Source organism: Pedobacter sp. HMWF019 (assembly GCF_003061025.1).
GTDB lineage: Bacteria > Bacteroidota > Bacteroidia > Sphingobacteriales > Sphingobacteriaceae > Pedobacter.
The window spans coordinates 1-15,323 of the sequence record NZ_QAIL01000393.1 but is presented as its reverse complement, the minus strand read 5'-3'; the positions used below and the strand labels follow the sequence as shown (position 1 = coordinate 15,323).

Annotated in this window: 15 protein-coding genes; 9 read left to right on the top strand and 6 right to left on the bottom strand. The window is 41.6% G+C overall.

Translation table 11 applies throughout. The features are described from left to right. Positions 1-627: 4'-phosphopantetheinyl transferase superfamily protein (locus DBR11_RS21385; RefSeq protein ID WP_108554651.1), on the bottom strand; the 627-nt coding region annotated here is incomplete at its 3' end. A gap of 68 nt (positions 628-695) precedes the next feature. Here DBR11_RS21385 and dcd point away from each other — a divergent pair. The 4 genes from dcd to DBR11_RS21365 all read left to right on the top strand — a co-directional run bounded on the left by dcd (position 696) and on the right by DBR11_RS21365 (position 5,744). Next, complete coding sequence (gene dcd / locus DBR11_RS21380; RefSeq protein WP_108554650.1) at positions 696-1,232, top strand: dCTP deaminase; 537 nt, start codon at positions 696-698, stop codon at positions 1,230-1,232. 175 nt (positions 1,233-1,407) lie between these two features. Then, the gene (locus DBR11_RS21375) at positions 1,408-4,098 is read left to right on the top strand and encodes a carboxypeptidase-like regulatory domain-containing protein (RefSeq protein WP_108554649.1); all 2,691 of its coding nucleotides are present in this window, start codon (positions 1,408-1,410) and stop codon (positions 4,096-4,098) included. Between the two features lie 5 nt (positions 4,099-4,103). Then, positions 4,104-4,865 (top strand): enoyl-CoA hydratase/isomerase family protein, encoded by a 762-nt coding sequence (locus DBR11_RS21370; protein WP_108554648.1) that lies wholly within the window; start codon positions 4,104-4,106, stop codon positions 4,863-4,865. Positions 4,866-4,868: 3 nt separating this feature from the next. After that, the gene (locus DBR11_RS21365) at positions 4,869-5,744 is read left to right on the top strand and encodes an SDR family oxidoreductase (RefSeq protein WP_108554647.1); all 876 of its coding nucleotides are present in this window, start codon (positions 4,869-4,871) and stop codon (positions 5,742-5,744) included. 7 nt (positions 5,745-5,751) lie between these two features. On the opposite strand, the gene DBR11_RS21360 is transcribed toward DBR11_RS21365, so the two are convergent. Beyond that, positions 5,752-6,798 carry a 3-oxoacyl-ACP synthase III family protein gene (locus DBR11_RS21360; protein WP_108554646.1) on the bottom strand — a complete coding sequence of 349 codons (1,047 nt, stop codon included), beginning with the start codon at positions 6,796-6,798 and terminating at the stop codon, positions 5,752-5,754. 80 nt (positions 6,799-6,878) lie between these two features. Between DBR11_RS21360 and DBR11_RS21355 the strand changes: the two genes are divergently transcribed. Beyond that, complete coding sequence (locus DBR11_RS21355; protein WP_108554645.1) at positions 6,879-7,160, top strand: ATP-dependent Clp protease adaptor ClpS; 282 nt, start codon at positions 6,879-6,881, stop codon at positions 7,158-7,160. Here the strand turns inward: DBR11_RS21355 and DBR11_RS21350 are convergent. After that, positions 7,157-7,756 (bottom strand): thioredoxin family protein, encoded by a 600-nt coding sequence (locus DBR11_RS21350; RefSeq protein ID WP_108554644.1) that lies wholly within the window; start codon positions 7,754-7,756, stop codon positions 7,157-7,159. The genes DBR11_RS21355 and DBR11_RS21350 overlap by 4 nt on opposite strands. A gap of 100 nt (positions 7,757-7,856) precedes the next feature. On the opposite strand from DBR11_RS21350, the gene DBR11_RS21345 reads away from it, so the two are divergent. Genes DBR11_RS21345 through DBR11_RS21335 form a run of 3 tightly spaced genes read left to right on the top strand, consistent with a single transcriptional unit; the run spans position 7,857 to position 11,704 of the window. Continuing rightward, positions 7,857-10,358 (top strand): TonB-dependent receptor domain-containing protein, encoded by a 2,502-nt coding sequence (locus tag DBR11_RS21345; protein WP_108554643.1) that lies wholly within the window; start codon positions 7,857-7,859, stop codon positions 10,356-10,358. Positions 10,359-10,379: 21 nt separating this feature from the next. Then, on the top strand, positions 10,380-10,943 hold the full coding sequence (locus DBR11_RS21340) for an NUDIX hydrolase (protein WP_108554642.1): 564 nt from the start codon (positions 10,380-10,382) through the stop codon (positions 10,941-10,943). A gap of 14 nt (positions 10,944-10,957) precedes the next feature. Beyond that, positions 10,958-11,704, top strand: coding sequence for a 1-acyl-sn-glycerol-3-phosphate acyltransferase (locus DBR11_RS21335; RefSeq protein WP_108554641.1), 747 nt, complete (start codon positions 10,958-10,960; stop codon positions 11,702-11,704). On the opposite strand, the gene DBR11_RS21330 is transcribed toward DBR11_RS21335, so the two are convergent. Both DBR11_RS21330 and DBR11_RS21325 read right to left on the bottom strand, forming a co-directional pair. After that, positions 11,701-12,450 (bottom strand): LytTR family DNA-binding domain-containing protein, encoded by a 750-nt coding sequence (locus DBR11_RS21330; protein WP_108554640.1) that lies wholly within the window; start codon positions 12,448-12,450, stop codon positions 11,701-11,703. The genes DBR11_RS21335 and DBR11_RS21330 overlap by 4 nt on opposite strands. Then, positions 12,447-13,478: a sensor histidine kinase gene (locus tag DBR11_RS21325; RefSeq protein ID WP_108554653.1), complete on the bottom strand. Its 1,032-nt coding sequence runs from the start codon at positions 13,476-13,478 to the stop codon at positions 12,447-12,449. The genes DBR11_RS21330 and DBR11_RS21325 overlap by 4 nt, the downstream gene beginning before the upstream one ends. Positions 13,479-13,786: 308 nt before the next feature. On the opposite strand from DBR11_RS21325, the gene DBR11_RS21320 reads away from it, so the two are divergent. Then, entirely contained in the window at positions 13,787-13,966 is a 180-nt protein-coding gene (locus DBR11_RS21320) for a hypothetical protein (RefSeq protein ID WP_133783653.1), read from the top strand. On the opposite strand, the gene DBR11_RS21315 is transcribed toward DBR11_RS21320, so the two are convergent. Next, the coding region (locus DBR11_RS21315) for a M20/M25/M40 family metallo-hydrolase (RefSeq protein ID WP_369974446.1) at positions 13,967-15,323 on the bottom strand (1,357 nt) is incomplete at its 5' end.

The following is a 15,323-nucleotide window of genomic DNA, read 5'->3' as shown; positions in this document are numbered from 1 at the left end:
ACCTAACATATAACTATCCTCTACCTTAAAATAATGAGCGGTTAACTCTTTTCGCTCATCAGCTAAACTAACAAAGGCCCTCAGCTGTCCCTCTTCCTGCAACGGAAAAGATTCGATATACATGTCCTTTTTTAGCTCCAGGCCTTTTCTTCCATTCCATTTATAAATAGCCTCCTTTACACACCAGCAAACATACAGCCCTTCGGTAGTCCGGTCCAGATCATTCTGCTCCAACTCTTCAACAGAAAGAAACTTCTGCTCAATCTTATGGATCTTATCTTTGATCAGTTCTATATCTACGCCAACTTTCTTGTTTCTGCTGATCATAACCGCAGCATAATCAAAAGAATGGCTCAGGGAAATTTCATAATCAATATTAACGAGGTAAGGCTTACCATGGTCATCCATCCTGCAGTCTATATATTCAGTAGTCTGCAGCATAGTTCTAAGCAATAAACGTGTACTCAGCCAGTGCAATAAACGCTTACCATTGCTCAGAGAAGAAATAAAATCCAGTTCATGCTGTTTCAGCTGTAAACCCGCAATTAGTTGTTCTTCAGTCTCTTCTATCTTCCATACAGAAAGCATGGTTTGATCATCAATATTCTTATTAAAAACGATTGGCATCTCTATTTTAGGAAATCAATGGTAAAAGTATCTTAAATTAATCATAATTTAGCCCAAATACTTAATAAATGATACTTTCCGACAAACGTATTCTAGAAGAAATAGATAAGGGCACCATTATTATCGAGCCCTTTAAACCCGAATGCTTAGGCACAAACTCTTACGATGTGCATCTGGGCAAATATCTGGCCACCTATAAAGACAGAGTACTCGATGCAAAAAAACACAATACCATAGAACATTTTGAGATTCCTAAAGATGGCTATGTTTTACAGCCCGGCACACTCTATCTTGGTGTAACGCTGGAATACACAGAAACACATGCACATGTTCCCTTTTTAGAGGGCAAATCCAGTACCGGACGCCTGGGTATTGACATCCACGCTACTGCCGGCAAAGGCGATGTTGGTTTTTGCAATACCTGGACATTGGAAATTTCCTGTGCACAACCCGTAAGAATTTATGCGGGTATGCCAATTGGGCAGCTGATTTATTTTGTTGTAGAAGGTGATATTAAAACCATGTACAACTCAAAAGACAATGCCAAATACAGCAACAAAACGACCAAACCGGTAGAAAGTATGATGTGGCAGAACAAGTTCTGATCTATTTCTAACCTTCCTTTCATATTTTGCAATAAAGCCTCAATACTCGTATATTGAGGCTTTATTTTTATTACTCTTAATTTATGCAAACGCTAACCAAATACGGATTTAACCCCCCTTTAAGAGCAATTAAAAACAGAAAACCCTCGAAAAAAACTTTACTAATTACATACCAATGAAAAAAAAATTAGTTCTAATGCTCTTTGTACTTTTCGGCCTCTGTTGTTTTGTGGCTTTTAAAATCGATGACGATCCGTTTTCGGCGCTGGTAAAAAAACTGGAAGCCTATAACCAGGAAAACCCTCAGGAAAAAGTTCACCTTCACCTGGACAAACCCTATTATGCCATTGGCGATGATATCTGGTTCAAAGCCTATATCATTAATGCCACAACATTTCAACCCAGTGAAATTAGCAATATATTATATGTTGAGCTGATCAATGAATCTGATTCTATAAAAAAACAAATTAAGCTTCCGGTTATCGGCGGTTTTACCTGGGGAGATTTTAAACTGACCGACTCTCTTAAAGAGGGCAACTATAGGATCAGAGCCTATACCCAATGGATGCGGAACGCCGGCCCGGAGTTCTTTTTCGACAAAACCTTAAAAATTGGGAATTCCTGGGCCAATAAAGTCTTCACCCGCACAAAATATTCCTTCTCTGAAGAAAAAAATGCAGAAAAAGTAAACACCCAGCTCACATTTACAGATAAAGCCGGAAAACCGTATAGTGGCAACGAGGTAAACTATGTGGTGCAGATAGACAATAAAAACGTCGGCAAAGGAAAAGCGCTTACCAACAGCAATGGAGAAATCAACTTCGACTTCCTGAATAACAAGCCAGAACTGAAATCTTCCGGCAAAATCACCGCAACAATTGAATTGCCAGGAAAAAAGAAAGTGGTAAAGCTTATTCCTATCACAGCAACTTCCAATACCATAGATGTACAATTCTTTCCGGAGGGTGGAAATCTGGTGGAAAATATTCCTTCCAAATTAGGCATCAAAGCCATAAACAGCACAGGCCTGGGCAAAGACATTACCGGAAGCATTGTAGATAACGAAGGTACAGAAATCACCAATTTCAATACTACGCACCTGGGTATGGGCAATGTGATCCTCAATCCGCAGCCAGGAAAGACCTACACAGCGATTGTTAAGTTTGAAGATGGCTCTGATCAGAAGATCAAACTACCCCAAGCCCTACCCGAAGGTTATGTATTGTCGGTAAACAACCTGGACACCTCCAGAATTAGTGTCAAAATCTATTTGAGCAGTAATGTGCTGGGTAAAGGTGAACTAAAATTACTGGCACAGAACAATGGCAATGTATTTTCTGTTTTTACTGCAAAGACAGAAAAACAATTGGTGATCGTCAATATTCCTAAAAAAGATCTCCCTCTGGGAATTCTTCAGCTGACATTATTTGGTCCGGACAACAAACCTGTTTGTGAAAGGTTAACATTTGTGCAAAACCAGACCGACCTGACCAGCCTCCAGGTACAGAGCGACCGGACAACGTATAACAAAAGAGATTCTGTACAGCTCACCCTAACCTCTTCCACAGACCATAAACCTGTGCAAGGTGTTTTTTCGATGTCTGTAACCAATACATCCGTAGTTCAACCAGACGAGGACAATGAAAGCAATATTTTCACCACTTTTCTGCTGACCTCCGATTTAGCAGGTTATGTAGAAAAGCCAAATTATTACTTCCTCCATAAAAACGCATCAGCCCAAAGTGATCTGGATAATTTATTGCTCACACAAGGCTGGCGAAGATTTTCATGGAAAACCTTCACAGGCAATACCAATCCTGCGGTAACTTATAAAGCAGAAAAATCCCTTGCCATTAGCGGTACTTTGACCACACTTGGTGGGAAGCCTATAGAAAAGGGGAAAGTTTCTTTATTTTCTTCTTCCGGAGGGCTATTTATGATCGATACACTAACCGATGCCAATGGCCGCTTCAATTTCGACAAACTCCTGTTCAGTGACAGTACAAAATTTGTTGTTCAGGGCAGAAACGCAAAGAACAAAAAGAATGTCGAGATCAAACTGGATCTGGTCCCTCAGCAGGTAGTTACCAAAAACAAGAACACCGGCGATATAGAAGTGAACATCAACGAAGCTATTTCTTCTTATATCACTAAAAGTGAAAACTATTTTAATGAACTGACCAAACGCGGCCTTTTGCAACGGACCATCCTCTTAAATGAGGTCAATATTGTCGAGAAAAAGAATAAAGCACCAAACTCTGCTAATTTGAATGGCGCCGGCCATGCTGATGCCATCATCACCGCAGATCAGCTGGGTACTTGTACAACCCTGTCTCAATGTTTACAGGGCAGGGTAGCCGGACTTATCATACGGAATGGACAAGCCTATCTGATGAGAAACGGAGGAAATACTCCTATGAAGATCGTTCTTGACGGAATGACCATGGATGGAGATTTTCTGGATAATATTGTGCCTCAGGAAGTAGAAACCATAGAAGTACTCAAAAGCATAGGAAATACAGCAATCTATGGCATGAACGGCGGTGGAGGTATCCTGGTGATCACGACTAAACGCGGGGGTGGAAATTACGGTTCTACGTATACACCGGGTATTATGGTTTACACGCAAAAGGGCTATTATACGCCAAGACAATTTTATTCTCCACGATATACCCCGGAATCCAGCAGTCAGCCAGACCTGCGAACAACAGTATACTGGAATCCACAAATTATTACCAGTACTTCAGGAACGGCCAAAGTAGGTTATTTCAATACCGATCAAAGCGGCACCTACCGGGTGGTTACAGAAGGAATGAACCGTGTAGGACAACTGGCAAGAACTGTATATACTTATGAAGTAAAATAGATAAAATGAAAACAATTAAAGTTAGCATAAAAGACCGCCTGGCTATTATTACCCTCAATAGGGCTAAATCGAATGCCATGAATAGGGAAATGATTACGGAACTGAACGATATGTTTCGCAATATTTCTACAGATGCCAATATTGGCGGAGTGATCCTTACCGGCCAGGAAAACTTTTTTTCTGCCGGGCTTGACTTAATTGAACTCTATCAGTATGATGAGAAAGAAGTCAGGTCTTTCTGGGAATTGTTCCTGGATTTTGCCTCTACCCTTACCCGATTCAAAAAACCCCTGGTTGCAGCGATAAACGGGCATAGCCCAGCGGGAGGCTGCGTAATGGCACTGGCCTGTGATGCACGGGTTATGGCTGAAGGCAAATATATTATAGGACTGAATGAAGTTCCTGTAGGTATTATTGTACCCAACAGCATTTTCCAGCTGTATGCTTTCTGGATCGGCAAGGCAAATGCAGCCAGAAGCTTACTGGAAGGTAAACTATTTAGTCCGGAAGAAGCACTGCAGACCGGTCTGATAGATGAGGTGGTAAAACCGGAGAGCATCCTGACCGCGGCAGAGCGGAGGATCAGGAAGTATATGGCTTTTGAACCGAATACCTGGCAACAAAGTAAATTAAATATCAGACAGGAACTGATTGCCGCCACAGCAGAGGATCAAAGTGCAACACTGGCTCTGATGCTGGAGCAATGGTGGGCACCTTCTACCAGGAGCATCCTGAAAACAATTATTGATAACCTTCAAAAAAAATAAGCGATGTACAACCAACCCATGCTAAGAGATGATGCCTTAAAAGGCAAAACCATTGTAATTACAGGGGGTGGTACCGGGCTTGGTAAAGCCATGGGCACCTATTTCCTGAAACTGGGGGCAAACCTGGTGATCACCAGTCGAAAACTCGAGGTGATCCAAAAGACGGCAGAAGAACTGGAAAAAGAGACCGGAGGAAAAGTTCTTGCAGTCGCCTGCGATGTAAGGGAATATGAACAGGTAGAGCATGTGCTGGCAGAAAGCCTCCAGACTTTTGGCCGGGTAGATGGCTTGCTGAACAATGCAGCAGGTAATTTTATCTCTCCTACAGAACGTCTTTCTGCCAATGCATTCTCTTCTGTTATTGACATTGTATTGAAAGGATCTGTGAACTGTACTTTGGCCTTTGGAAAACACTGGATCAAGGAAAAACAACCTGCCAGTATTTTAAATATCGTCACCACTTATGCTTTTACCGGCTCGGCTTATGTCGTTCCTTCTGCCTGTGCCAAAGGTGGTGTATTGGCGATGACCAGATCTTTAGCCGTAGAATGGGGCAAATACGGTATCCGAACCAATGCTATTGCACCAGGTCCCTTCCCAACCAAGGGCGCCTGGGAACGTTTATTACCAGGAGATCTGGCCGAGAAATTTGATTTTAAGAACAGAGTCCCTTTAAAAAGAGTAGGAGAACATCAGGAACTGGCCAACCTCGCCGCTTTTTTAATCAGTGATTTTGCGGGCTATATCAACGGTGAAGTGATTACGATTGATGGCGGCGAATGGCTCCAGGGTGCCGGACAGTTCAACGGACTGGAAGCCATTCCAAATGAAATGTGGGATGCATTTGAGCAAATGACAAGAGCAGCAAAAGGAAGTTAAGCTCCTTTTACCACCTGATCAATGCACTTGCCCAGGTAAACCCAGAACCAAAGGCGGCCAGGCAAACCAGGTCGCCTTCTTTAATTTTACCCGCTTCCCAGGCCTCACATAAAGCAATCGGTACCGAGGCCGCTGTTGTATTTCCATACTTCTGGATATTATTGAATACCTTGTCATCACCCAGTCCAAGCAATTGCTGTACATACTGGCTGATCCTCAGGTTGGCCTGATGAGGAACCAAAAGATCTATATCTTCTGGCTTCAGATGATTGGCCTCCAAAGCCTCTTTGATCACTTCCGGAAACTTCACTACTGCCTTTTTAAATACAGCAGGTCCATCCATGTAAGGTAAGGCAGCTCCGCTTTCCAGCTGTTCGGTTGTCATAAACAAACCACCCAGTTCCTGATCCGGATAGCCCGGCTTATCTTTCAGCCATTTATTGGCAGCAGCACCAGGGTAATACATCGCAAGGATTTCGGCATCTGCCCCATCACTATGCAAATGGGTACTCAAAATTCCTTGTCCTTCCCGCTCAGCAGGTTGTAACACCACTGCACCTGCCCCATCACCAAAGATGACGGAAACATTTCTGCTTCGTGTATTAAAATCCATCGCGAAAGAATGTTTTTCACTGCCCACCACCAGGATATTTTTATACATCCCGGTTTTAATGAACTGATCTGCAACAGAAAGTGCATATACAAAACCAGAACACTGGTTCCGGATGTCCAGTGCACCGATCTCTTTCATCTTCATTTCCCGCTGGAGTAATACCCCACAACCAGGAAAATAATAATCCGGGCTTAAGGTAGCAAAAATGATAAAATCTATATCCTGAGCGGTCGTTCCGGCTCTTTCTATCGCTATTTTAGCCGCTTCGATCCCCATTGTGGTGGTCGTTTCTTCCAGTCTGTCTGCAAAACGGCGCTCTTTGATCCCTGTACGTTCTTGTATCCAGGCATCATTTGTATCCATAAACTTAGAGAGATCGTCGTTGGTATAGACATTTTTTGGAACATAATAGCCTATGCCTGCAATTTTAGAACTGTTCATCTTATTTGGTTTAACTGCAAATTTTAATCAAAAATAACTTTAACTGCAACATTATTTTGAAATAAGCTTATTTTTGTAGCATGTCCACAGAAACAAAAGAAGAAACCTTTACGCTCGAGGAGATCCTTTCCTCTTTAAAAACCTCGCATCGTTTAATTTTATGGAACGATGATGTAAACACTTTTGATCATGTTATCCATTGTATGATGAAATACCTGGACTATACAGAAAGTCAGGCAGAAAAAATTGCCTGGGAGGTACATAACAAAGGAAAATGCGCCATCCTGGAAGGTTCTTATACCGAAATGGAAATTTACCGCAAGATCCTTCAGCAGGAAGGCTTAACCGTATCTGTAGACTAGGCCAGTTTTTTAAACACAGCCGTCAGTTCATCCTGGGTGGTCTGCGTTTTATCCTTTGCATACCAGCCATGCAGTTTCTCGGCAATTTTCATCATATCCGTTTCACCGGCTTTCCAGTCTTTTAAAAGCCCTTGCAGGATTTGTGGCCTTGGCCCCCATTGTATTGCCACTTCCCCTTGTTCGTCCAGAACAAGCAGCACAGGGATAGCCCGTCCTCCATTGGTGAGGTGTGCATCTATTAAAGGTAAATGCTCATCCCGCAGCACAAATCTCAGACTGAATTTCTCCGGATCACTCGCTGCTATTTTAGCAAACAAAGGAACAATCTGAGCAGCATCACCACACCAGCCTTCTGAAATAACCAACAATCTGAGCGGCTTTTGAACAGATTTCAATACCTGAAGTAAACCCTCATTCAACTCTACCGTCTTTTCCACCCTGTTCATCCGCTGTACGTTCATTTTTGTATAATGAAGCATCGCTTCCGAATCGTCCGGACCGGTTGTTTTTCCTTGTTTTAACTTTTCATCGATCAATTGGCGGTAAGCACTATAGCTTAAACCCTCCCTATCAAAAATATTACTGTAATTTATCATGATATCGCTGTAATAAAATGGTTACGCCCCCTAATATTAAATTTCCTCGCTGTTACTTTGCCCTTCTTAACTTAAACACACAAAAAGGATAAAACACCAGATGAGAACATATGTAGGCAAAGTTCTGTTATTAGCCATTGGAATTTGTATAATAACTGTAAAACTTAATGCTCAATCGACCACCCCAACATCAATCAGCGCAAAAGTTATAGACGCCCAGACCAATGAAACCGTTCCTTTTGCCACCGCAAGTATTCTCAACAGAAAAACGAAAGCTGTTGTAAAAGTAGCACAAACAGACGTTAACGGAAATTTAAAAATCATAGGCCTGCCCAAAGGTGTATTCACCTTTAAAATAAGTTATATAGGCTATCAGACCCTGGTCAGAGACTCGGTAAATATTAACGGAAGTCAAAAAGATCTGAATTTCGGTACCATAAAAATGAAACCAGCCAAAGGTACTGTGCTGAATGAAGTCAAGATCACAGGTCAGAAAAGCACCATGCAGCTTGGCATTGATAAAAAAGTATTCTCTGTTGACCAGAGTTTAATCAGTGAAGGTGGCTCAGCAGCGGACCTTCTTCAAAACGTACCAACGGTACAAACCGATATGGATGGCAATGTAAGCCTGCGAGGTTCTACGGGAGTTAAAGTCCTGGTAGACGGAAAACCTTCATTAATTGCAGGTGGCGACGTAGCGACCATCCTTCAATCCATTCCGGCCAGTTCTATTGAAAGCGTAGAGGTGATCAACAATCCCTCTGCAAAATATGACGCAGAAGGACAATCCGGGATCATTAACATCGTACTGAAAAAGAACAAAAAACTAGGTTTTAACGGTTCCCTGGCACTCACCGCCGGAAACCGGGACAATTACAACGCCAATACCAGTCTCAGCTTCCAGAACAAAAGGGTAAACCTGTACGGAAACTACAGTTACAGATATGGAAACCGTTTAGGTGGTGGCTACAATAACATTACCTATATAGATATGGTCAATAAAGTTCCTTCTGGTTATGCCGATCAAAATACAGATTCTAAAAACCTGGACAAAGGTCATAACGTAAAAGCCGGAATTGATTACAACGTTACCGACAAAAGCACGCTTAGTTTTTCAGGTAATTTTAATACCCGTGACAATGACAGGACGGATTTGCTTAAAGTAAACCGTTTAAATGCAGACCGAAGCCCATTTGAACTGAGCAACCGCCAAAACAAGACGGATGGCAATGGCAATAGCTATGACCTGAACATGGATTTCAGCCAGAAATTTAAAAAACCTAAAGAGGAACTGACCTTTAATCTGGGCTACTCCAAAGGCACCAATGACAATAATCAAATCTACACAACCGAATTCTACAACAGAGGCGGACAAGCAGGTGTTTATCCAGACAGTATAAATACCAATATTGGTACAGGTTCTAACAAGAGTTATAATATCCAGGCAGATTATAGCCTTCCAGTTGGAAAAGCAGGTAAGTTTGAAACGGGTTACCGCAGCCAGATCCGCTATGCAGACAACAATACATTATCTTCTATTTTAAATAATGCTACAGGAAACTACGATACGGATTATTCCCTGACCAATGATTTCCACAGCAAGGATCAGGTCCATGCCATTTATGCCAACTTCCAGAACCAGATTGGCAATTTTGGATATCAGGTTGGCTTAAGGGCAGAAGATGCTCTGTTAAACACCACATCTGGAGCTTACCATAGCGACAACAGTATTACTTATACCCCTGGAAAAGTGGATTATACCCGCTTGTACCCAAGTGTATTTTTAACGGAAAAACTGAAAGGCGATCAGCAGATACAATTGAGCTACAGCAGAAGGGTAAACAGACCAAGAGCCTGGGACACCAATCCGTTTCTCGATACCTCTGACCCTTTAAACTACCGTCAGGGTAATCCGAACCTGAAACCAGAAGATGTCCATGCCTACGAATTCAGTTACAATAAGTTTTGGCAAAAAATAACTTTTATTTCTACGGTGTATGTTCGTCAGACCAATGATGTAATTGAACGAATCAGATCCCTTCCTAACGATCAGGGGATCACCATCACTACTCCTGAAAACCTGGCCAAACAGCTGTCCACAGGTTTAGAACTGATTGGAAAAGTAGATGTAATGAAAGCCTGGAACTTTACAGCAAATGCCAATCTGTACCACAGTAAACTTACTGGTTCTCCTGAATATGGTACTACAGATAATTCAGGATTCAGCTGGGATGCCAACCTGACCAATAATTTCATTCTTCCCTACAACATCAGCCTGCAGATCAAAGGAGACTACAGCTCATCGCAAGTAATTGCCCAGGGAAAAAGGAATGCGATGTATGGTTTAGATGCAGGGGCAAAATATGATTTCAAAAACAAAAAAGCCTCTCTGAGCCTGAATGTTAGGAATGTCTTGAACAGCAGAAGCTGGAGTATGACCACCAATACACCAGGAACAGCCATAGACTTTAAGCGATATATGACTGGTCCGATGGGCAGTCTGACCTTTTCTTATCGTTTTGGAAGAACCGACTTTATCTCTAAAAAAACAAAAAAACAGGAGCAGCAGGATCAGCAACGTCCTGATGAAGGCTCATTTTAAGAGAAATTTGTATCTTGCGGCATGGATGAAAAGAATCCCTGGACAACCCTGGAAAGCCGCAAGATTTACGAAAATAACTGGATAAGCCTCACTGAACACGATGTGATCAATCCTTCCGGAGGCAAAGGTATTTATGGCCAGGTTCATTTTAAAAACCTGGCCATTGGTATTTTGCCCCTCGACGAGGGAAAAAACACCTGGCTGGTTGGTCAATATCGGTATCCATTAAATGCTTACAGCTGGGAAATTCCAGAAGGCGGCGGCCCTCTCCATCTCCCTGCGCTCGACAGCGCCAAACGTGAACTGCTGGAAGAAACTGGTTTAACGGCCAGCCATTGGCAACAAATCCAGCAAATGCATCTATCTAATTCCGTTTCTGATGAACTCGCTATTATATATATTGCTACCGGTTTAAGCCAGGGCGAATCTGCACCGGAAGAGACAGAGCAGCTCTGTATTCGCAAATTACCTTTTGAGGAGGCTTATCAAATGGTCCTCCGGAATGAAATCACCGACAGCATGAGTGTAGCTGCCATTTTAAAAACTAAAATTTTATTAGACGAGGGTGCTCTTAACATCCTCTAAAAAACATAATATTGATGAAGAAGCTTTTAGGTTATATATTAAGCCCAGTATTTTATATTTTCTTTGCTTTAACGCTGGTGGTTTTTCAGCCCATACAATGGGTTTGCTACAAGTGCTTTGGCTATAAGGCGCATAAATGGTCGGTAGATGCCCTGAACTTTTTCCTGACGTATTGCCAGATCTTCCTGGGCAATTCCATTCAGTTTATAAATGACCAGCATCTGCCGGATAACCATTCGGTCATTTTTATCGCCAATCACCAGAGCATGTATGATATTCCTTCTATTATATGGTTTTTACGCAAGCAGCATGTGAAATTTATTTCTAAGATCGAACTTACTAAGGGGATTCCTTCCATCTCTTTTAACCTGAAATATGGCGGCGGAGCAAATATTGACCGGAAAGACAGCAAACAATCTATCGGCGAAATTATAAAACTGGGCAGAAGGATGAAAGAAAACAACTGGTCAGCCATGATTTTCGCTGAAGGTACAAGGGCTAAAGATGGTCAGATGAAAAAATTTCACATTGGCGGAATTGCTACGCTGTTAAAAATTAATCCTGATGCGCTTGTCGTTCCCATTGCTATTGAGAACTCCTGGAAAATTGTACGCTACGGTTCCTATCCATTGAGCACATGTGAACGCCTGAAGTGGACAGTACTGCCTGCCATTTCCACCGAAGGTAAATCGCTCGAAGAAATTACCCTGGAAGCTGAGCAGGTCATCCGCAAAAAACTGAATCAGGAGTTGCCTGCTTAAAGATTTTTATTCTCAATACGCTTAAAAAACTCATCCCGGTAAGTATCTCCTATCGGAATGACTTTACCACAGATGGTAATGCGGCTTCTTTCTATACTTTCAATCTTATCCAGCGAAATAATATAGGATTTATGGACCCGGATGAACTGAGATGAAGGTAAGGTCTCTTCCATTTTCTTCATATTCTGAAGTGTAATCACCCTTTCCGTTTTTGTATAAATCGAAATATAATCCTTTAAGCCTTCAATATACAGTATATCGTCCAGTTCAATCTTCTGTATTTTGTGCTCTGTTTTAACAAAGATAAAATCCTGTACCGGATGGATAACTGCGGGAGAAGGTGCCACAACCGGAACAGGTGCAGGTGTTACTGCAGCTTCTGTATTTTTAACCTGACTGTGTACTTTTTCTACTGCTTTATAGAAACGGTCAAAGGCAATGGGTTTAAGTAAATAGTCTGAAACGTTCAGGTCATAACTTTCCAGTGCATATTGGGAATAAGCCGTAGTTAAGATATAATTCGATTTTCCGGTTGCAATTTTCAGAAACTGGATCCCGGTCAGGTCTGGCATCTGGACATCCAGGAACACCAGGTCTATACCTCCGGCCTGAACCAATTGCAAAGCCTCAATTGCATTTTCAGTGCGTTTAACAAGCTCCAAAAACGGAACTTTAGAAATATAGTCTTCTATAATATCCAGAGCCAGGGGCTCATCATCAACAGCAATACATTTAAGTTTCATCATATATCAAGCATTAGTTCACTGGTGTAATGGGTAGCCGAATTTACAATATTTAATTTATACCGTTCAGGATATAATAACTGTAATCTTCGTTCTACGTTATTGAGGCCTACGCCACCCATTTCGTCTTTATTTTGATTATTTTTTTTATTAGTAATGCTAAAGTGGAGGATTTTTTGATTGGCAATGATATTGATCTTGATCGGATCTTTTGGATCATTTGCCACTCCATGTTTGAATGCGTTTTCTACAAAGGAAATCAGGATCAACGGTACGATCTGCTGATCATCAATCTCCCCGTTCAGCGTCAGCTCAACTGCGGCTCCATCCTTAAACCGAAGCTTCTGAAGCTCTATAAAACTTTTCACATATTCAATCTCTTTACTCAGCGACACCCAGCTGTCATTACTTTCATAGATCATATAACGCATAATCTCCGAAAGCTTTAAAATGGCATCTGCTGTTTTATCTGATTTTTGATAGGCAAGGGAATAGATATTATTTAATGAGTTGAATAAGAAATGTGGATTTAACTGCGATTTGAGAAACTGCAGTTCCATATCCTTTTTTTCACTTTCCAGCTTACGCTGCACCCGTTCGTTACCAAACCAGTCTATGGCTAATTTAATTAATGCACTGATTACAATAAAAAAACCAGAGGTAAAAACAGACCTGACAATATATTCCGGAATCTCCGTATACTTCCTTTCCCCGTTTTTACTCAGGTAAGCTAAAATTATATCGCTGTTCAATACGGCGATCATCGTTTTCAAAATACACATAAAAACGATGAGCAGAAGCATAGAAAAAACATACATCCCGTATCTTTTCCTGTCCTGCACCAATTGTGGAATAAGTAAAGTATAATTGATATAAAAAATAGAGATATTAATCAGGCCATAGTATCCGAAATGTACCATGATCTCGTGTGGCGACAACCTCCGTTCGTTGCTGGCAATAGCCAGGCCACATATAATGATCACGATCAACCAGAATATAAAATGGATCAGGAAAGAACCTCTGTTTTTCATTGGAAGATTAGTTTGTTTTTCAACGGTAATGAATCTATCATATGCGATAATAATCATTCTGCTAATAGGCTTCCAAAATAAAAAAACAAATCCTCTGTACGGCTTCCGTTTCGACGAACTGGCTTTTTTCTTCTACGAACCCAAAAAAAAGACGCTTTTCTTCCAAACCGTCCAAATTAACCGTTTATCTAGAATAACCTGCGCTTGGTCTAAAACATTTTAGCAGGATATTTTTTATGATTCTATTTGTTTCATCAAACCGAGCATTAGTAAGCTCCCTGAGAATAAAACCTGAAAAAACGAATATTATGAAAACGTTATCTAACATCTCGCCATTTATACTTTTACTGGTTCCAGTTTTTGTAGTTCTGTTGTTAACTTTTACAACCAGCATCAACAGCAGCCGTCAAAACGATGAAGCTTCCGTAAAACGTACCATAAACACACGCGGTCCAGTGGTTAAGGTTGATGCCTTGTTCTCCAAATAGTTATTTCCCTGGTTTTGGTGTCATGATCAGGCTTTCATGCCCCAATGCGTCAACAGACTGCAAACCAAAAAAATAATTATCCTTGGAGTACGGAAGGACAGCCGAAGTCTCTGTAAAGAAGAACTTCTTCTCCCAGACAGGGCTGCTGGTTTCCCTGATCAGCACATAATAACCAGAAGGCTGTACGCCTGCAGGCGCGTTCCACTTTAAAGCCGTCTTATTGGTTAGTTCTGTCGTTAATAAAAGAACTTCATCGGGCTCCTGAGGTGCCAATCCCAAATTTCCAAGTACCGCAAGGTTTAATCGTGTGATCTTCTGCAAATAGGTATAATCTACATATTCCGGTAAATCTCCAATTTGAGATTCCTGTCCTTTTTTGATATCCTGATGCTGCCTGTTAAAGTTTTCATTCATTTCCGTTATCCGAACTGCTGTAAAACCCTGTAAAGAAAAGGGAGTATGGTCTCCTCCTCTTAAAAAACGGTCCCTTCTATAGATCAATTTTACCTGCAGCTGGTCTACATATTTTTCCCCTGTTTCTTTGATATATCTGGCGGCCTGTCTGGCAGTACCGTCGTTTTCTGTTCCTGCAGATTGTCTGGCTGAAGCCTGCTCTTTGGTCTCCACAGCAGGAATCCCTTCACTAAAAACCCGAACACTACTGTTGTCTTTCAGATCAGTCTCCATACCATAACTATTACCAATCATATCATTATTGAGCAATAAGTGTACATTCCATCCCTCCTCTTTTGCCCTCTTTGCCAAATGCGCGGCACCATATAGCCCCTGTTCTTCACCCACCATGGCTACAAATACGATGGTGGCATGAAAGCTGTTTTTACTCATCACCCTGGCCAGCTCCAGTACGCCAGCTACGCCGGAAGCATCGTCATTTGCTCCAGGGGCAAAATCTTTTTTGTTCATCACATCCGTTACCCGGGAATCATAATGTCCACATACCATCAGCATACGCTTATCTGCGGGATCCGTGCCTGGTAAAATGGCCATTACATTTTTTAATATTGTGGGTTCCGGTACTCGTTTTCCATCTGCCGGCTGAACAAATTGATCATAACTAACCTTCAGCCTTCCCCCATTGTCTTTATTATAACGTTCAAATTCTGATTTGATCCAGGTACGTGCAGCACCTATTCCTGTTGTTTTACTCAAGGTATCACTAAGTGTATGTCTGGTTTGAAAAGAAACCAATTTTCTTATCGTTTGCTCCAGATGAGTTGCGGAAACCTGCTCCAGCATCCCTGAAATCATAGGATCACGGACAACGACACGCTGCGCAGCCGCAGTATTGATGATCAAGAGGAATAAAATACAATAGGTTAATTTCATAAGAATGGGG